This window comes from Pseudocitrobacter corydidari (genome assembly GCF_021172065.1).
In the GTDB taxonomy this organism is placed as follows: Bacteria; Pseudomonadota; Gammaproteobacteria; order Enterobacterales; family Enterobacteriaceae; genus Pseudocitrobacter; species Pseudocitrobacter corydidari.
Genome location: NZ_CP087880.1, coordinates 3216627 through 3235236 on the forward strand (window position 1 = coordinate 3216627; position 18610 = coordinate 3235236).

Sequence of the window (18610 nt, forward strand, 5' to 3'; positions counted from 1 at the left end):
CTACAGGAGCATCACCATCGTAGGCCGGATAAGGCGCTGCCGCATCCGGCACTGCGCCCTTCATCAACAACTTATTGCGAGGAATATTCCTTAACCGCCATCTGTATCCCGGAGTGTGATATAAAAACTCAAAACTGTCCGGACGATCCTATGACCACCGCACGCGACATTCAGCAAACATTCACCCGCCATCCTGGGCTGGAGCTGCGCAGTACCTGGCAAAGCACCCAGCCCTATAAACGCCATAGCCACGCGCAGCTATCTATTGGGGCCATTCTGGCAGGGCAAACTCGCTGTATTTGCCACGGCCAGGAGTATCTGCTGAGCCCCGGCGATATCATCGTTATTCCCGCAGGTGCGCCGCACAGCTGTAACCCGGTGCAGGGGCAGGCGCGTAGCTACCATATGCTCTACCTGGACAGCGAGTTGCCTCTCGCGCAGCAGCATATTCGTAGCGAATCGCTGTTCGGGCTTTATCTTGCCGTGGTTGAAAAGATGACAACGTCGTCGGTGAATGCGCTGTTAGCTGCCCTCACGCTACGGGTGGGCGCCGGTGATATGCTGCGCCCGACCAGCCAGCAGGTACAGCAGGCGCTGCTTTCCGATCCGGTGTATCCGCCCTCTCTTGACGAGCTCGCGCAACGATTCTCGCTGCGCAAAGAGACTTTAATTCGCACCTTCAAACAGGACACGGGGTTGACTCCAGGCAGCTTTCTCAACGTCTCGCGAGTGGAATACGCAAAAGCGCGGCTGCGCGCCGGGGACGATATCGCCGATGTCGCCTACCAGAGCGGCTTTGCCGACCAGAGTCATTTCCATAAAACCTTCGTCAGCTACACGGCGGCCACGCCACGGCAGTACGCGCGTGGGCGATCAATATCCGACAATAATTAACGCGTCAGCAGGCATAAGCTGACCTCCGTATTTTTACTGAGGTCGCTATGGAACAGGTCACTACGTTATTTCCGCCGGCGTTTCCCGCGCTGGCCCTGGCGCATTTTATGGCGCTGCTCAGCCCCGGGCCGGACTTCTTTTTACTGGTGGGCTACGCCGTGCGCTATCGGCTGCGCGGCAGCATCGGGCTGTGTCTGGGCTTCGCGGCAGGGAACGGGCTGTATATTCTGTTGGTCGTCATCGGCTCTGGCCTGTTGCGCGAGGTGCCGCTGCTGTTCACCGTCATTGAGCTGCTGGGAGCCGCCTATCTGCTGTGGGTGGGCCGCCAGCTATTGCGAAGCCGCGCCGGGCAAGTGGCGTGGGAGCATACTGAATCAGCGCGCCCTTCGTTGTCACGCCAACTGCTTCTCGGGCTAGGCTCTTCGCTGTTGAATCCCAAAAACGCGCTGTTTTATCTGGCGCTGATGACCGCGCTACTGGGGCCGGATGTCACCGTGGCGCAGCAGGCCATCTGTGGAGTGTGGATGACCAGCGTGGTTCTGCTATGGGACTTGCTGCTGATCGTGCTTATTGCCCTGCCGCAGGTTCAACGCCGATTAGGCAGCCTGATTTGGAAAATTGAGCGTGCGGCAGGCGGCATCCTGATAGGTTTTGGCGGCTGGATATTGTGGCAGTTTGTTGTGACCTGACGGGCAAGCGGTGCAGCTAAATAACGCCGGGTGGCGCTTCGCTTACCCGGCCTACTGGATCGTAACAATCGCAGGCCGGATAAGGCGCAGCCGCACCCGGCGCTGCGCCACTCTCAACAACTTATTTCTTCACCACCACCAGCTTCTGGTTCACAAACTCTTTAATCCCCAGGTCCGACAGCTCGCGCCCGAATCCGGAACGCTTCACGCCGCCAAACGGCAGTTCTGCGGCGGTGTCGGTCAGCCAGTTGATATAGACCATCCCGGTTTCAATCCGCGAGGCCATACGTTTGGCGCGTTCAATATCCTCACTGAACACCGCGCCGCCGAGGCCGTAATGGGAGTCGTTGGCGAGTTTCACCGCCGCGTCATCATCCTTCACCACATAAATCTGCGCCACCGGGCCGAAGAACTCTTCGAAATAGGCCGGGTTGTCGCGGGTGATGTTGGTCAGAATCGTTGGCTCGAAGAAGTTGCCTTTGCTCTCCAGCGGTTTGCCGCCAAAGTGCAGCTTCGCGCCGTTTTTCACCGCGTTATCAACCTGTTTGGTCAACGTTTCCAGCGCGTCTTTCGACGACAACGGGCCAAGCTGAGTTGAGGCATCCATCTGATCGCCCACCTTCACCTTGCTGAAGGCGTCAGTGAATGCGCTGAGGAATTTATCGGCAATTTTCTCATGCAGAATAAAGCGTTTTGCCGCGGTACAGACCTGCCCGGCGTTGTTCAGTCGCGCCTGCACGCCAATTTTCACCGCTTTGTTGAGGTCGGCATCGTCCAGCACCACGAACACATCGTTACCACCCAGCTCGAGGGTCGATTTTTTGACGTGCTTCGCAGCCTGCGCGGCGACCACGCTGCCCGCTTTTTCGGAACCGGTTAGCGCGGCCCCCTGAACACGCGGGTCGTCGATGATGTTCGCCACCTGATCGGAGGAAATAAACAGGTTGGTCCATGCCCCGTCCGGCGCGCCCGCTTCACGCACCAGATGCGCAAAGGTCTCGGCGCAGTGCGGGACGATACTCGCATGTTTCGCCAGTACCGGGTTACCGGCAGCCAGGTTCGGGGCCAGTACGCGCATCAGCTGGTAGTACGGGAAGTTCCATGGCTCCACCGCCATAATCACGCCGATCGGATGATGCTCCACCCATGCGTCGCCAAACTCGGTTTTATACGGTACGGGCGCCAGGAATTGCTTCGCGTTGTCCGCGTAGTAGCGGGCGATCTGCGCGCAGAGTTTCACCTCGCCACGGCTCTGTTCGATAAGCTTGCCCATCTCCTGACTGGCGATCTTCGCCAGTTCTTCGACGCGGCTGTCGATAAGATCGGCCAGCTTATGTAAAACGGGCAGACGCTGGCTAATATCACCTTTTGCCCACTCTGAATGATAAAGCGCATCGGCTTTTTGCAGCGCGGCCTCAATGTCCTTGTCGCTGTGTGGGGGGTACTCTTTAATGAGTTGGTTGTTAGCAGGATTTACTGTCTGATAGGCCATATCTCGCTCCTGGTTAAGTGATGAAAGCAGTCAAAAATGCCATTCAAAGTATTAAGCGTAGTTGAGATATCTGGCTTAGGGAGAGAAACGGAGTGTTCCGAGGGAACGCAGCGCACTTTTAAGAAAAGGGAAGAATGCCGAATCGCGAGCTCGCATTCGGCACGTTAAATTAATGCGTGAGAGTCTGTAAGTCTTCGGCTGTTAAGCCGGTAATCGTTGTCACCGCTACACTATCAAGCCCGTTTTCCAGCATCGAACGGGCAATTCTTAGCGCTTCAGCCCGGCGACCTTCCTGTCGGCCCTCTTGTCGCCCTATCTGCAAACCCTCAACTTTTCCCGCTTCGTGTAACTTCTCAGCAAGCGTCATCAGCTCCTCCTTATGCTTTGGCGAGCGCTCCGCCATTTCGCGAAAAAATGCGCTGGCGCGTGCCGCTCCGCCGTACTGGAAAATATAGTTAAACAGCGTTTTCACCTGAGCGTCGCTAGTGTATCCCAATGCCAGAAGGGCAACCAGTTGCTCCACCAGCACAGTGAGATCCCGCTGGCGAATATGCTTCTGTATCAGTTCCAGCAAGGCGATACGGCGGTGCTGCATGATCTTGTCATCGTCGGTGACGGTGATATCAACCAGCGGAAAATCAGTGGTATAGAGCGCCTTCGCCACGTCTGGCTGCGGGAAGAGATCCAGCCAGCACATGGGGTACGGATACGGACTTTTCTCGCCATGGTAAAAGAGCATCGGCACCACCAGCGGTAGGGTTTTATGCCCGGCTTCAAGATGCCGCTGTATCGCGGAAACCGTGTAACGCAATAAGCGAAATGCCATCAGCTCATCGGGTGTGCTTTGATGTTCAATGACGACATAAATGTACCCCTGCCCATCCTGAGTTTGCACTGACCACAACACGTCGGAGTAGCACTTATGTAAATTCTCTTCGATAAAACTCTCGGATTCCAGTTTGAGCGTAGTCAGGTCGCATAGCTTGCGTAATGGCGCGGGTAGATGAATATCGAGGAAATCCCGTGCGGTATCAGGCTGATGAAGAAACTGTTTAAACACCGTGTCATGCGGCGTTGTGCTGGAATTTTTTGCCATGGCTGTCCCTTGCCTGCTGTGAAAGTGGCTGGACTCTACCGTAGCTCTGAAGAGGCTTCACCCGGCAATGTCAGCCTCTGCGTAACGCCTCGCAAAAGGTTTTTCATCGCCTGCAACGGCGACATTTTCCCGGAAGGCTTCTCGTAAATTCACAAGCAACTTCAGCAGCTAACATGACGTTCTCGCCGCCAGGTTATATGCTTACCCCTATGGAAAAACTCACTTCGCTTAAACGCGCCAAGCTGTTGGCGCTGTCGCTGCTGCTGATTGCCGCAGCCATTTTTGTTACCACGTTGATGCTGCCGCCTGCGCCGTGGGTCAGCGCGCTGAAGGCTATCTCCGAAGCGGCGATGGTCGGCGCGCTGGCGGACTGGTTCGCGGTAGTGGCGCTGTTTCGTCGCGTACCGCTGCCGTTTATTGCGCAGCATACGGCGATTATCCCGCGCAATAAGGACCGAATCGGCGACAATCTTGGCCAGTTCGTGCAGGAGAAATTCCTCGATACGCCATCGCTGGTTGCGCTGATTCGCCGTCACGAACCTGCGCTACTCATTGGCAACTGGTTCAGTCAGCCGGAGAACGCCGCGCGCGTGGGGCAGAATCTGGTGAAGGTGATGAGCGGTTTTATTGAGCTCACTGATGATTCACGCGTGCAGGGGCTGCTGAAACGCGCGGTGCATAAGGCGATTGATAAGGTCGATCTCACCCAGACCAGCGCGGTGATCCTCGAGAGTATGACCAAAGATAATCGCCATCAGAAGCTGCTCGATTCTCTGGTGGCGCAGTTAATTGCGCTGCTGCGTAAGGAGAGCACGCGCGATGTGATAGCACAGATGATCGTACACTGGATGGAGCAGGAGCATCCGATCAAAGCGCGGCTGCTGCCGACGGAGTGGCTGGGCGATCAGGGGGCAGATCTGGTTGCCGATGCGGTGGACTCGGTGCTCGACGATATCACCGAGAATCGTCATCATCAGATCCGCCAGGCGTTTGATCGGGTGATTTTCCGCTTTATTGAGAACCTGAATACATCGCCGGAGATGGAAGCCAAAGCCGAGAATATCAAAAGCTATCTGAAAAATGATGAAGCGTTTAACCGCTATCTGGGGCAGATTTGGGCCGATTATCGCCAGTGGATCAAAGATGATATGGCCTCTGACGATTCGCGGGTGAAAACGCGGATCGCCGAAGCCGGGCAGTGGTTTGGCGAGACGTTGATGCATGACGCCGCACTGCGTGAGTCGCTCAATAACCATCTGGAACAGGCCGCGATGCGCGTGGCGCCGGAGTTCTCTGCTTTCCTTACCCGCCATATCAGCGACACGGTGAAGAGCTGGGACGCGCGCGATATGTCGCGGCAGATCGAACTTAATATCGGCAAGGATTTGCAGTTTATTCGTATCAACGGCACGCTGGTCGGCGGGACGATCGGGCTGGTATTGTGGCTGTTGTCACAAATACCGGCGCTGATTTAGGGAGCGGAGAACGCGGTGGTGTCGGATGGCGGCTAACGCCTTATCCGACCCACAGATCGCCTCCCCGTAGGCCGGATAAGGCGCAGCCGCATCCGGCGCAACCTGGCACAATTACGCCAGCCACTCCCCCTGCTGCAACTCCAGCAACAGCAGCATCATCAGCGCCTGCGCGTACGGTACCGGGGCCATTTCGATATCACAGTAATATTGCAGATCCGGCCCTACCATCGTTCCCTTAGAGGCTTCCAGCACGATCCCGCGGTCATCAATGCGATTGCGCAACGCGTCCCATGCCCGCAGCGCCGAACCGGCAACGTCAGCGTCCAGAATCCCCATCCGCACGCCGCGTAGCATGCCATAGGCGATCCCCGCCGTGGCGGACGATTCCTGCGGCGAGAGCGGATCGTCCACCAGCGTGTGCCACATACCGTTTTCAGCCTGCATCTGGCACAGGGTTTTCACCTGCCGCGCCACAACCTGCGAGAGATAGCGCTTCACGCTGGCGTCCAGGCTGTCGCCGAGCAGAGCGATAAATTCCGGGATGGCGACGGTGATCCACGCATTACCCCGCGCCCAGAACGCGCCCGAGAAGTGATGCTGGCCGATGAATGTCCAGCCGTGATACCACAGGCCGCTGGCCGGTTCGCTGAGATAGCGGGTATGCAGTAAAAACTGATACGACGCCTCGTCAATCAGGTCTTTACGCTTAAGGACCACGCCCGCCGAGCCGAGGAACAGGCAGGTCATAAACAGCGTGTCATCCCACAAATGCCCCGTGTTCGGCTGCTCTTTGACGACGTGCTGAAAACCGCCCTCCTCCGTTTTTGGCAGCGTTTGCAGCAGAGAATCCGCCCAGTCGTTCACGACCTTCAGCAGATCTTCGCGCCCCGTGTGCCCGGCCACCAGCGAGAGCGCGATCATCGGCGCGGTGGTGTTGATTTGTACCGCAGGCAGGCCCTTCGCCAGTTGTCCTTCATACCAGGCCAGAATCGACTGCTGCAACCCGGCATCATTCTGCGATAACGCATACTGCCAGAAGCCATACAGCCCGACGCCCACTTCCCATTCCCACTCTTCGAAGTTGATGGCAAACCCTTCGCCGCTGCTCACTTCGCCGATATTTTTCAGGCGGCAGAATCCCTGCACAACCTGTTCCAGAGTTTGATGTAATTCAGCGTGGCGCATCATGCGGCTCCTGCGTGTGAGGACGTTAGAGAAAGATCGCTGGTCAGCAGACGTTGTGCGCGAGCGCGAAGCCCGGCGTCATCCGCCAGCTGCGACAACGCGAGCAGGCTGGGCGCTACGCCGTCCTGCGGGGTGACGTTTACCGACCAGTACGCCAGGCGCTGCGCGGCGAGCGCCTGCTGTTCGCGACCGAGGCGGCCAGAGGCGGTGAAACGTTCATCACGGAATATCTGCCCGGCGAGATACTGCGCGGTGTGAAAGCTTAAGGCATTGTTTGCGCTGGTAAACCACATAACGTCATTGCCCAGTTCATCAAACCAGTAGCGATAACCTAATATCGCCGAGCGCACGCGGCGCCACAGCACCGGCGCGAAAATATCACCATGATAGTCATGCCAGAGCCACAACAGCGAGATAAGCGCGGAACTTGAGCCCTCTTCCCTGGCGCTAACCCGCTGCAACAGGCGCACCAGCAGCGCTTGCGCCTGTTCGTCTGCCTTCCCCAGCTTGAGCCGTGTAAGCAGCGCACGCCCTTCATCTTCGTGCCGTTCTGCGATAGGGCGTTGATACAACGGGAGCGCATCATCCTCTTCAGCCAGCCGTACCTCGAGGGGGGCCTGCCCCTGATAAATCATGCGCAGCACAAACTGCGTTTCACGTTCGCAGAGTTCTTCAAGATGAATAAGCAGCGAGTTCTCGCCCTGCTGAAGCGGCAGGTTAACCTGGCAAATTTGCAGCCTGTTGCGGGTAAAAGGCGTAAAGCGAGCGGCTTCTGCACCGTTAACCCAAATACGCACACCGCCGCAGGTCGCCAGCTGGAAGGCGTATTCACCCGGTTTATCGGTATGAAGATTGACGTACAGCCAGCGCTGGCTGTGCGTGGCGATCGGTTTAAACAGCGAGAAGTGAACCATCCCACTTTCGTCCGCCTGCACTGTATGGCTAGCGGGTAATGCGCGGGCAGGCGGCACGGTGCGCTGGGCGGTGCTGTCGCAAAATACGCGACGGCAGAATGAGTGTTGTTCCGGCCCGGCGTCATCGGTCACCACGTATCCCGTTGACGCATCGAGAGTTTCACCCGTGTAAAACTCAGCAAACCGCTCATTATGCGGCGCTGAAACTGCAAAACGCATTATCGCGTCACCCGCTGCCAGCCTCATGTTGTCTCCTCACTCACTACGCTTGTGTTAGCGCCGTATCATCAGGATTCGGGGGCGTTGGGGCTATGTGAGTGAACGCGAGGTTTTATGGATCTGCCTGGGAATTCACAATCCAGCGATGCGCGGGGCGGCAAATGAGATTTTCATCACATTTTGCTGTTTGCCGTAGGGGATGAAAACGGCGCGGATCGCATTTATTCCGCGATCCGCCGTTTTTTGATGTGATCTTAATCACGCTTTTAGCTGAGTCAGCTGATGATGCAGGCTGTCTGCCAGTGCTCGTACGCGCGAGGCGTCAAAGATGACGTGCATGCCTGGCGATGCATCGGGATGCTTTGCGCAAAAGGTGTCCATTTCAACGGCGCAGCGGTAGAGCTCCTGAATATTCACCTGACAAATCTCACGCATGCTCCAGTTATTCTCCACCACCGTGGCGTAGTGCAGCGTGAAAAAGGCCTTTTGCGCATGCATAAACAACTGGCAATAGAGGGCAAAACCCTGCCACTCTTCCTGCCAGCGGCAAGCCAGCGCATGGGGGAAGGCCGCGCGCTGCGCGAAGCCAAGCGCTTCGGCCTGGAGCGTTTGCGCCTCCTGCCAGGCTTCGTCTTTCTCTTTAGCAATCAACGACAAATTGCGGCCTGCGGTGGCGACATCATGCGGGCTAAAGGCGATATCACGCTCAGAGCCCGGCAGCCAGTGGTTGCGGTTAAGCTGGCCGTAAAGGCTCCAGACACCCTGCCCGTAGCTCTCCGGCACCTGGCTGTGGCGGTGGAAAACGTGGTCGCGCACGTAAATGGCGCGATAGAGTACCTGCCCGGCCTGCTCTAACAGCGTTTGAAATTCAGTGAACGTCTCGTCGTCCGGGCGCCAGCCATAACACTCATCCAGCCAATGCATCATCAGCGAGGTGCGGGTCACGGCTTTTTCCGGGTGCGCCAGCAACTGACTACAGGCAACCAGGTTGCACTCGCTCAACGTGCCCATAATCCAGTGGTTATCCACGCCTTCCCAGCTGGCTTTGCACACCGCGCCGCGAATTGCCGGGTTCCCCCGGCACCACAACAGTCGCCCCTGCAACTCGTCGATGCGCGGGAACGGAAAAATCCCCCAACCCACTTCTTCACCAACCAGATCGAGATCGACCCACACGTCGCGGTTTTCAACCGCTTGCAGCGCAGGGTTATTGGGAAAATTAGGCCAGAAACGCTCCGGGGTGATTTTAATCGAGACAGAAACAGCCTCCGGTAACGTGCTGATCGCTTCCAGAACGTTGCTGATATCGTGATTGCCCGCCGGAAACGCGCGCAGCACCAGATGCTTGCCTTCACGCATCACCGCTCGCGCCATCGCGCTAAAGCACTGGCTGTAGAGCGATAAACTGCGCGGATCGATATGCGGAGAAGGATCGTCGTGCCCGGTCAGTTCCCAGTTCGGGCGCGAGATAGGCAGCAGACCGTCTGTATTTGAAAGCGCCACCAGCAGGCCGCTGATGAGCGGAATGCGCTGACACAGCAGGGTCATTTTGTCCGCCAGATAGCGACACCAGAATTCCGCGTCGAAATGCACGCCGCCCTTTTTATTCAGCAGTTCGGGGTGCGCCGCCAGCAGGTCAACGGGGAAGCTAAACTCTTTGGCCTGCAGGTAAAATTTCAGGCCATGCTGCTGACAAAAACCGGCCAGCCGGTTGAGATAAACACAGCGAGCGCGCTGATGGCTGGAGAGGCCATCATTGTATTGATGCGGCGTGAAGCCTTTTGGTGAGACCAGTTTATCGAACAAATTGGCCTGGCCGACAATCACCGTATTGAAGTCGTGATTGATGGCCCACTTCACTAATTCACAGGCTTTATCCCAGTTCCAGAACTCCTGATTATTGAGTTCCAGCGCGCGCGTTTGCCACATCGTCCTTCTCCATCCATTGCGGGGGGAGCTATTCTAAGCACAAACGCGGCGCAGCGTCTGGGACCGGAAGTGCGCTACTTCACAATAAAACGCGTTGCCTGGAAGCAGTTCAAAATTCGGTGCACCAGAAACACCATGGTGAGCGTTCCTAATAACGAAACGGTAACAGACGTCACGCGGTACATGTCACTGAAGACCAGATCCTGGTCCGGCTGAAGGTTCTGGCCGAACATAATGCCGATGGTGGTAATACTGGCAAAACCGACGCCAGCGCCCACTTTTTCCATCACGTGCATTCGCGCGCTGAATGCCAGGCCCAGCCCAATCAGCGGCATCATCAGAATCATGTGGCTGCTGTGATCGTACAAAATCAGCTGCACCACCAGAATATACAGACACGAAAGCACCACACCGACCACGCGCCACAGGGAACTGACCACCGATCCGCGATAGTGCATCGGGAAGAGAATTAAGATCCCCGCCATCAACGCCGACAATGAATCCTGTAAATCGCTTATCTGAAAGACGATAAACAGCATCGTTGCCACCGTGCCCGACAGTAGCGATTCATGACGTACGCGCGCGGCGTCTTTTTCGATCAGCGGCGGCGGCTTACGTGGTTCAACATCGGGAATGAGATAGTGGAACAAAGCGCTTAGCGCTACCGCCATGACGCTGGCTTCCATATTGGAGAACAGCAACGTATGCCAGTTGGTGGTCGGGTAGCTCATAAAATTCAGCATTACGCTCTGACACACCACGCCCATCGAGCCGAACAGGAACAGCGGCCCCTTGCTCATAAAACGGAAACGCATCACATACATGCCGAAAACGACAATCGTCATGATCAGCGGCCATTCAATCAGATAGCCGACGATAATCACCATTTCGATGCAGTTCAGCACCGCACTGAGCAAAAACTGCCGTGCGATATGGCCGTTGAAGACCGGAACAAGCGACACCAGCAGAATGGGGAAGACGACAAAGAACACGCCATACTGAGTATCGAAGAACGTGGAGATGCTCAGCGCCGTCATACCGGTGAACACGGTGCGCAGCGTCTGGCGAAAATCATTCGCCGTGTAGACGATATTGCCGTGCGGCGTGAAGACCTGAGCGAGTGTTTTAATAGACATAGTGCAACAGGCTCACAAGATGGATTTGCGCCCCGGAGAAAAAGCGGGCGAACGGTCCATCGCTGTTATAAAGCTGAACGGTGGCGCGGGCGCCGGTCGGCAATGTTTGCTCAAGCGGTTCATCCAAAGCCACGTGAATGCGCATACGCTGGGCATCACGCACCCAACGCGTGGAGGTATCCGGCTGGGAAAGCTGGCCGTTTACCGCTTCCTGACCGGCTAAGATCCCGGCGTCGCTGCTGGTCACTTTTGCGCTAAAGACTTTGCCGGGTAGCGCATCAAATACCACAGCAGCATCGGTGCCGGTTTTGGTGTGACGCAGGCTTTTTTCGCGAAAATCGGCGACGATGTCGGTATGTTCGTTCACGACCGCCATCACCGCCGTCCCGGCGCTGGCATACAGGCCAGGGCTTAACTGCAGGTTACTCACCGTACCATCTTCTTCGGCGCGGATTTTCGTCCAGCCAAGATTGAGCTGCGCCTCTTCCAGCGCATTCTGGTATTTCTGAATGGTGACGTTGCGATGGTTATCGCGCTCACCGCGCTGAATTTGCAGGTTATGGATAGACGCGTTAAGCGCACTTACTGACTGCTCGCTGGTCTGCCAGGTGGTACGCACCTTATCGAGATCCGACTGCGAAACGTTCTGCATCGTGCTTAAACGCTGGTAACGCTCGTAGGTCACGCGATCGTTGCGGGCGGTGAACTGCGCGGTTTTCAGATTTGCCTGCGCGGCGACGATCTGCGCATCCAACTGCTGGTTGCTCAGTTTCGCCTGTTCCAGCGCAATCTGCGCGGCTTCCACCTTATTCACAAACGGCGTCGGGTCGAGCTCATACAGCAGGTCGCCCTTCTTCACCTGGCTGTTGTTGTGCACATACACCTGCGCAACATAGCCAGAAACGCGTGATGAAACGGGCGTCACTACGCGCATCACCGTGGAATCCGGCGTGAGCGGGATCCAGATATCGGCGATGATAAAATAGACAAACATAAGCAGGAAAGAGGCAATACTGACCCTTACCCAGCGGGCAAATTTCTGTTCTGGCGTCATCATGGTGTTATTCGGTTTTATTATTTTCTTCGCGGAGCATCCGCAAATTGCAGGCAATGTGATTCAGGGTTTCGCTGAACAGAGCGATCTGTTCCGGCGGGATGTTTTCGGAAACGCGGGTCTGAAAATCTTCAATAACCCGCGTCAGCCGTTGCAGCACCGCCTGACCTTCCGGCGTGAGCGTCAGCAGGCGAATGCGCTTGTCATACGGCGACACCGTGCGCAGCAGGTAACCTTGCTGTTCCAGTAGCGTCAGCGTGCGCATCAGCGGCGGCAGTTCAATGCCCTGCACTTCCGCCAGTTCGCTGACTGACACATTGTCGCCCAGTTGCTGAAGCTGCATCAGCACCGTCCAGCTCGATTGCGTTAACCCGGTGTCGGTGATCGCCCGATCGATGATGCCCCGCCACTGGCGAACAACCATCGCCATCCGCATCCCCATCGGCCTGCGGGCAAACAATTCATCTTCAGTCATGGCGAACTCCTCAGTGATTACCTTGAGGAAGATAATACTTATCATGGTAAGTATCAAGAAACAGCGGAATGGATAGCATTGAATGTGAAAAACCAAACGTTATATTCAGTCGGTGTATATCTGTAGGCCGGATAAGCGAAGCGTCATCCGGCATAAAAAGCAATTACCGATAATCATCCCTGCTCAGCCCAACATCTTTCAGCTGCGCATCGCTCATCCTGTCGAGCACGCGGCGCGTACGCTCGCGGTCGTACCATTTTCGTAGCGCCTGCCACAGCCATACCAGCCCGATAAACGGCCTTTTTGAACGGTTTTCGTAAAATTCCATATCGCACCTCCACGCGTTGCCAGAGGCTTTATCTTCGCCAAAAAGCACCACTGCAATACAGATTCACAAATAACTTTTCTTTAACATACAGATGGTCTAAAACAGGATCTGCACGGCGCTTTTCACCCCCATCTGTACTGGTCGTGCGATCTGTATGGTGACACTGAGGAATACAGCATGACGCGTTATCAACATCTGGCCAATCTTCTGGCAGAACGTATTGAGCAGGGCCTGTATCGCGCGGGCGAAAAGCTGCCCTCGGTGCGAACATTGAGTCAGGAACACGGTGTCAGCATCAGCACCGTTCAGCAGGCGTACCAGACGCTGGAAACGCTGCGGCTGATCACGCCACAGCCGCGCTCGGGCTATTTCGTGGCGTCGCGTAAAGCACAGCCGCCGGTGCCAGCGATGAGCCGCCCGGTGCAGCGCCCGGTGGAGGTTACCCAGTGGGATCAGGTGCTGGAGATGCTGGAAGCGCGTCGCGATAAAGAGATTATTCTCTTTGGCGGTGGTTCGCCAGATGTCACCCAGCCCAGCCTGAAACCGCTGTGGCGCGAGATGAGCCGCGTGGTGCAGCACCATCCGACAGAAATTCTGAACTACGACGAGCTGGCCGGGCGACGCGAGCTGCGCGAACAGGTGGCGCGCCTGATGCTGGATGGCGGGTCAACCGTAACCGCCGACGATGTGGTCATCACCAGCGGGTGTCATAGCGGGCTGTCGATTGCCTTGCTGGCGGTGTGCAAACCGGGCGATATCGTCGCCGTGGAATCGCCGACTTTTTACGGCACCATGCAGTTGCTACGCGGTTTTGGCATTAAAGCGATTGAAATCCCGACCGATCCCGAAAGCGGTATCAGCATCGAAGCGCTGGAACTGGCGCTGGAACAGTGGCCGATCAAGGGCGTGATTCTGGTGCCCAACTGCAATAATCCGCTCGGTTTTATTATGCCGGAAGCACGTAAACGCGCGGTGCTGGCGCTGGCGCAGCGTCACGATATTGTGATTTTTGAAGATGATATTTACGGCGAGCTGGCGATGGAGTACCCGCGCCCGCGCACCATTCATTCGTTCGATATTGATGGCCGCGTGCTGCTGTGCAGCTCGTTTACCAAAACCGTGGCGCCGGGCCTGCGGGTTGGCTGGATTGTACCGGGCCGCTATCGTGATCGGGTGATGCACATGAAATATGCATCGAGCGGCACTACCCCGCCCGCCACGCAGCTCGCCGTGGCAACCTTTGTACGCGAGGGTCACTATCACCGCCACGTCCGGCGCATGCGGCAGATTTATCAGAACAATATGGAAACCTACACCTGCTGGCTGCGTCAGTATTTTCCCTGCGGGATTTGCGTTACCCGCCCGCTCGGCGGCTACATGCTGTGGGTAGAGCTACCGGAAGTGGTGGATATGGTCTGCGTCGCCAAACAGCTCTGCCGCCTGAAGATTCAGGTGGCGCCGGGTTCACTGTTTTCCGCCTCGGGAAAATACCGCAACTGCCTGCGCATCAATTGCGCGCTGCCCACCACCGAGAAGCATCGACGGGTGATGGAACAGCTCGGCGAGACCGTACATCGGGCGATGGATCAGGACGCAAACGCGTAATCAATGTCCTGGAGTTTACAGTCAATAATCCCGACGCGCACCAGCGTGGCGTCGGGCCCCACGGCGGTGAACGGCACGTGATAGGCGTCGTCTTCAATCGTCACTTTGCCAAAGCTTAAGTTGGGCGTCAGCGTGCCCAGCATTTTCTTTTCAATCTGCCAGTAGGGAAAACGACTCTTCAGATAATCCTCCTGTACCAGATTTTTCGCCTGCCGGGTCAGGCTACGGCGGCATTCCGTCGCCGATTCGCTCTCCTGAATGGGAAGCAGGAGAAATAAAACGCCCACCGAGAGGGCCAGCAGAATCGGAACCCGGAGAGTATTACGCAGTGCTTTTCTCATCAGCTTGTTCCTGAAACGCGGTAAATAACCATCCAATCATGCTGGTTATGATAAGGCGCTTTTTCTCAAGTTCATCGCCGCTTATGTATTGTTGAGTAAGGTTAGCCATCAGTAATCAGGAAGAAGGTGTAGCGACTACGAACGACATCGGAGAGATACAACATATTGACCTTCATGATGGATGGTGACAGGATAGAATCATGAACCGTACCGTCGTCTCCACCTCACGTCACACTCGTTGGTGGCTGCCTTTTTAAAGGCGGCACGGATACTCTCATCCCATTTTTTATAGCCGCCGAAAGGCGGCTATATCATTTCAGGGGCGCCTTTCGGCTAATTAAGCCAGGGAGCTTCACATGAACAAACCTACGATTCTCACCGGTGACCGCCCCACCGGCCCACTGCATTTGGGTCATTACGTCGGTTCGCTGCGCCAGCGCGTGGCATTGCAGCATGACCATCAACAATATGTGCTGATTGCCGACCTTCAGGGGCTGACGGACAACGGCAGTAACCCGCAGAAAATCCACGATAATATTCCGGAAGTGCTGGCAGACTATCTGGCCGCAGGTATCGACCCTCGCCTCACCACGATCTGCCTGCAATCCGCCCTGCCCGCGCTGGCAGAACTTACCGTGCTGTATATGAACATCGTCACCGTCGCGCGCGTTGAGCGTAACCCGACGGTCAAAAATGAGATTGCCCAGAAAGGGTTTGCCCGCTCATTGCCGGTCGGATTTATGGTCTACCCCATCAGCCAGGCGGCCGATATTACCGCCTTCAAGGCCGGGCTGGTGCCGGTAGGCGATGACCAGTTGCCAATGATTGAGCAGACCAATGAGATCGTCCACAAGATGAATAGTCTGCTGAGCACCCCGGTGCTGCGCCACTGCCAGGCGATGCTCAGCCAGACCAGCCGCCTGCCGGGCATCGACGGTAATGCCAAGATGTCCAAATCGCTGGGCAATACGCTAACCCTTTCTGCCAGCGAGGAAGAAATTCACAAGGCCGTTTGCGCAATGTACACCGACCCGAACCACCTCCGGGTAAGCGATCCGGGCTGTGTGGAGGGGAATGTGGTCTTTACTTATCTGGATGCGTTTCATCCTGACACGGCGAAAGTCGCGGCGATGAAAACACACTATCAACAGGGCGGGCTCGGCGATCGCGTTTGCAAGAACGAACTGGAAACCTGTTTACAGGAGTTGATTGCGCCGATGCGCGAACGGCGGAACACGTTTATTCAGGATAAAGGCGCGCTGATGGCGATATTGCGTGAAGGGAGTGAGCGAGCGCGGGAAGTGACGCAGGCGACGCTTGATGAGGTAAAACGCGGGCTGGGGCTGCCGATGCTGGGTTGAATATGGCACGTTTTGCGAGCATCATCGCCAATAATGACGTAAATAGGTAACCCGACCATGCCTGGAGCACAGTTCCTCAGCCAAAAAGTTCTGGCAATGAAAACCGCCAAATACGGCGATGACATCACGTTAAACAAGCCGCTGTTGGTGCTTTATGCCCTCTCGCAGTACAAAAAAGGGCATGGCTGCTTGTTTGATTATGCCAGCGAGGTGAAGCCGAACCTTCGTGAGCTGTTGAAGCGCTATGGGCCGGAGCGTAGCGCTTATGCCACTGATATGCCATTCTGGCGTCTGCGTCACGATGGTTTTTGGCAGCTTAAAAATGCAGAACTTTGCTCTTCACAAGGTACCCGTGAACCAAAAGAGTCGGAACTTAAGGCGTTTCAGGTGGCTGGCGGGTTCGATGACCCCAGCTTTGCATTTCTGAAGCAGCATCCCTCGTATATCGATACGTTAGCCTTTGATGTCGCCCGCGCATTTATTCCTGCGCAGCATCAACAAGCGTTAATGAAAGAGCTGGGGTTTAGCGCGCATAAGATGCCTGAACCCTCCAGTAAGATTACGATTATTCAGCGCGATATCGCGCTTTTAGAAAAAGATGCCTCTCTGGATGCGACAACGCGTCAACGTTTGATCAACGCCCGCCTGGGCCAGGGCCAGTTCCGCTCTGGCTGCCTGAATCTCTATCCCGCTTGCCCGGTCACTCATTTCGCATTTCAACCTTTGCTGCGCGCCAGTCATATCAAACCGTGGACTGATTGTGCGACATCTACGGAGAGACTGGATCCGTTTAATGGGATCATGTTGGCTGCGCATATTGATGTGTTGTTTGATGGGGGGTGGATCTCCTTTGCCGACCAGGGCGATGTTATTGTCAGCAATCGGCTTGATTATGAAACGTATAAGGCGCTGAATTTGCCGGGGAGGATTAGTCCGTTTCCGGAGAGATCGCTGGAGTATCTGGAGTGGCATAGGAGTGTGGTGTTTGAGGATTGATGAGAATATGGGGCGAAGGCCGGACTCGAATTTCACACCCAATAGACTGATATCAATGCAGTTTATGAATATGCATAATTAATTATACCCGCACTTGTACCCACAAGTTAAAATCCGTACAAAAAATAGACATTGCGAGTGGGTATAAAGTCATACCAGTAGAACACCGATATGGCTATCAAATCAAGATTCATACAGGTAGAGCCGCTTTATCCAAAAGCAAGAACTATCACAGAGGCGCTGAAGTTAAGCACTGCCATGTCTGTACATGGTTGCTTGGTTACTAAAGCGAAGTTGTTCTCATTACCCTCTTATTGTTTTATGATTCAACGAGTGTTTTTATCATGGAATCAGACAGATGAATCAAAGGGCATGGTCTTTTAAAGCAGTAGATCAAGATGATCTTCGGTACTTTGGGAATAATGGTTATCACGATGACTCCACAAGCTTTTACAGATATGACAACTTTGTGCCAAATCACAAGCAAGTTAAAAAAGGAGACATTGTGATAGTAACTGATAGAAAAAATGTTCTGGGTATATCAGTTATAGACAATTTATCTTCGACACCCTACATAAAAGTTCGTAACCGATGCCCAAATGAGAATTGCACACCGGCAAAGTTAATCCTTCGAAAAACTAAAAAGCCAAAGTGGCGCTGCAGCAATGGACACGAATTTGAACAGCCTAAAGTAGAAGACGTACCAGCACTTGAGTTTAAAGCTGATTATAAGCAAAACTACAAACCCATTAATTCTATTTCCATAATGGACTTAATATCTCAAACACCGCGATACAACGTTCAAAGTTCGATTCAAGAAATTGATTTCGAATGGGCTAATAACATATTTGATAGCATCATCCAATTGGATCCTACTGAAACAGACATCGATGATACACCTCTAGATATGGATGATCGGCGAATCGCGGTTTTACGGCAAATTAAGCAAAGACGTGGGCAAAAAGCTTTTCGCGATACTTTGATCTCTCAAACAGCTAAATGTGCAGTAACTGGCTGTAAAATCGTTGATATCCTCGAAGCCGCACATATCTCCGCATATAAAAATGATACACATAACCATGTTAGCAATGGGCTACTGTTACGTTGTGACATGCATACCCTTTATGATTTGGATCTTTTTGCAATCAATCCAGATTCATTAATTATTTACTTTGCTCCACAGATTCAAGATAAAGAATATACAAAGTATCAGGGGAAAAATCTGCATGTAACGCATAAGATTAATTATGGGGCACTTGTTAAAAGATGGGAAAGGTTTACTGAAATGTATGACTTGATTGAAGCCAATTAACTAAGTATTACCATTCATGCTTAGAAACTACTCTGAATAGACTTTATGCTTCAATAGATGATTGCTATGTTTGGAGTCCTTCCTAACCAGTAGTAGTCTGGATTCAGTA

Annotated in this window: 17 protein-coding genes; 7 read left to right on the top strand and 10 right to left on the bottom strand. The window is 54.7% G+C overall.

The genetic code is table 11. The features are described from left to right. Positions 1-150 precede the first annotated feature (150 nt). Both G163CM_RS14990 and G163CM_RS14995 read left to right on the top strand, forming a co-directional pair. Positions 151-894: a helix-turn-helix transcriptional regulator gene (locus tag G163CM_RS14990; RefSeq protein WP_231825497.1), complete on the top strand. Its 744-nt coding sequence runs from the start codon at positions 151-153 to the stop codon at positions 892-894. A gap of 47 nt (positions 895-941) precedes the next feature. Then, on the top strand, positions 942-1583 hold the full coding sequence (locus G163CM_RS14995; RefSeq protein WP_231825498.1) for a LysE family translocator: 642 nt from the start codon (positions 942-944) through the stop codon (positions 1581-1583). Between the two features lie 121 nt (positions 1584-1704). Here the strand turns inward: G163CM_RS14995 and G163CM_RS15000 are convergent, their stop codons facing one another. Next, complete coding sequence (locus G163CM_RS15000) at positions 1705-3075, bottom strand: NAD-dependent succinate-semialdehyde dehydrogenase (protein WP_231825499.1); 1371 nt, start codon at positions 3073-3075, stop codon at positions 1705-1707. Positions 3076-3244: 169 nt separating this feature from the next. Continuing rightward, complete coding sequence (locus tag G163CM_RS15005) at positions 3245-4171, bottom strand: Rpn family recombination-promoting nuclease/putative transposase (RefSeq protein ID WP_231825500.1); 927 nt, start codon at positions 4169-4171, stop codon at positions 3245-3247. A gap of 197 nt (positions 4172-4368) precedes the next feature. Between G163CM_RS15005 and G163CM_RS15010 the strand changes: the two genes are divergently transcribed. Then, the gene (locus tag G163CM_RS15010; RefSeq protein ID WP_231825501.1) at positions 4369-5646 is read left to right on the top strand and encodes a DUF445 domain-containing protein; all 1278 of its coding nucleotides are present in this window, start codon (positions 4369-4371) and stop codon (positions 5644-5646) included. A 111-nt stretch (positions 5647-5757) separates the two neighbouring features. Here G163CM_RS15010 and bglB read toward each other — a convergent pair whose 3' ends face one another. From bglB to G163CM_RS15045, 7 genes are all read right to left on the bottom strand, one after another. Then, positions 5758-6831, bottom strand: coding sequence for a beta-galactosidase BglB (bglB, locus tag G163CM_RS15015; protein ID WP_231828384.1), 1074 nt, complete (start codon positions 6829-6831; stop codon positions 5758-5760). Continuing rightward, the gene (locus tag G163CM_RS15020) at positions 6831-7991 is read right to left on the bottom strand and encodes a hypothetical protein (protein WP_231825502.1); all 1161 of its coding nucleotides are present in this window, start codon (positions 7989-7991) and stop codon (positions 6831-6833) included. Before G163CM_RS15020 ends, bglB begins: the two co-directional genes overlap by 1 nt. Before the next feature lie 231 nt (positions 7992-8222). Beyond that, positions 8223-9893, bottom strand: a complete 1671-nt coding sequence (locus tag G163CM_RS15025) for a hypothetical protein (RefSeq protein ID WP_231825503.1) — start codon at positions 9891-9893, stop codon at positions 8223-8225. 74 nt (positions 9894-9967) lie between these two features. Next, complete coding sequence (locus G163CM_RS15030) at positions 9968-11029, bottom strand: DUF2955 domain-containing protein (RefSeq protein WP_015966082.1); 1062 nt, start codon at positions 11027-11029, stop codon at positions 9968-9970. Then, on the bottom strand, positions 11019-12086 hold the full coding sequence (locus G163CM_RS15035) for an HlyD family secretion protein (protein ID WP_015966083.1): 1068 nt from the start codon (positions 12084-12086) through the stop codon (positions 11019-11021). Before G163CM_RS15035 ends, G163CM_RS15030 begins: the two co-directional genes overlap by 11 nt. 4 nt (positions 12087-12090) lie before the next feature. Then, a complete protein-coding gene (locus G163CM_RS15040; RefSeq protein WP_015966084.1) occupies positions 12091-12558 on the bottom strand; it encodes a MarR family winged helix-turn-helix transcriptional regulator in 468 nt (155 codons plus the stop codon). Between the two features lie 163 nt (positions 12559-12721). Beyond that, the gene (locus G163CM_RS15045; protein WP_231825504.1) at positions 12722-12886 is read right to left on the bottom strand and encodes a DUF1127 domain-containing protein; all 165 of its coding nucleotides are present in this window, start codon (positions 12884-12886) and stop codon (positions 12722-12724) included. A gap of 177 nt (positions 12887-13063) precedes the next feature. On the opposite strand from G163CM_RS15045, the gene G163CM_RS15050 reads away from it, so the two are divergent. Further along, a complete protein-coding gene (locus G163CM_RS15050) occupies positions 13064-14491 on the top strand; it encodes an aminotransferase-like domain-containing protein (protein WP_231825505.1) in 1428 nt (475 codons plus the stop codon). Here the strand turns inward: G163CM_RS15050 and G163CM_RS15055 are convergent. Then, a complete protein-coding gene (locus tag G163CM_RS15055) occupies positions 14473-14832 on the bottom strand; it encodes a YebF family protein (RefSeq protein WP_015966087.1) in 360 nt (119 codons plus the stop codon). The genes G163CM_RS15050 and G163CM_RS15055 overlap by 19 nt on opposite strands. Positions 14833-15188: 356 nt before the next feature. Here G163CM_RS15055 and trpS point away from each other — a divergent pair, with 356 nt between their 5' ends. From trpS to G163CM_RS15070, 3 genes are all read left to right on the top strand, one after another. Then, positions 15189-16193 (top strand): tryptophan--tRNA ligase, encoded by a 1005-nt coding sequence (trpS, locus tag G163CM_RS15060; RefSeq protein WP_231825506.1) that lies wholly within the window; start codon positions 15189-15191, stop codon positions 16191-16193. 57 nt (positions 16194-16250) lie between these two features. Then, the gene (locus tag G163CM_RS15065; RefSeq protein WP_231825507.1) at positions 16251-17189 is read left to right on the top strand and encodes an HNH endonuclease; all 939 of its coding nucleotides are present in this window, start codon (positions 16251-16253) and stop codon (positions 17187-17189) included. A 358-nt stretch (positions 17190-17547) separates the two neighbouring features. Next, positions 17548-18501, top strand: coding sequence for an HNH endonuclease (locus G163CM_RS15070; protein WP_231825508.1), 954 nt, complete (start codon positions 17548-17550; stop codon positions 18499-18501). Positions 18502-18610 lie beyond the last annotated feature (109 nt).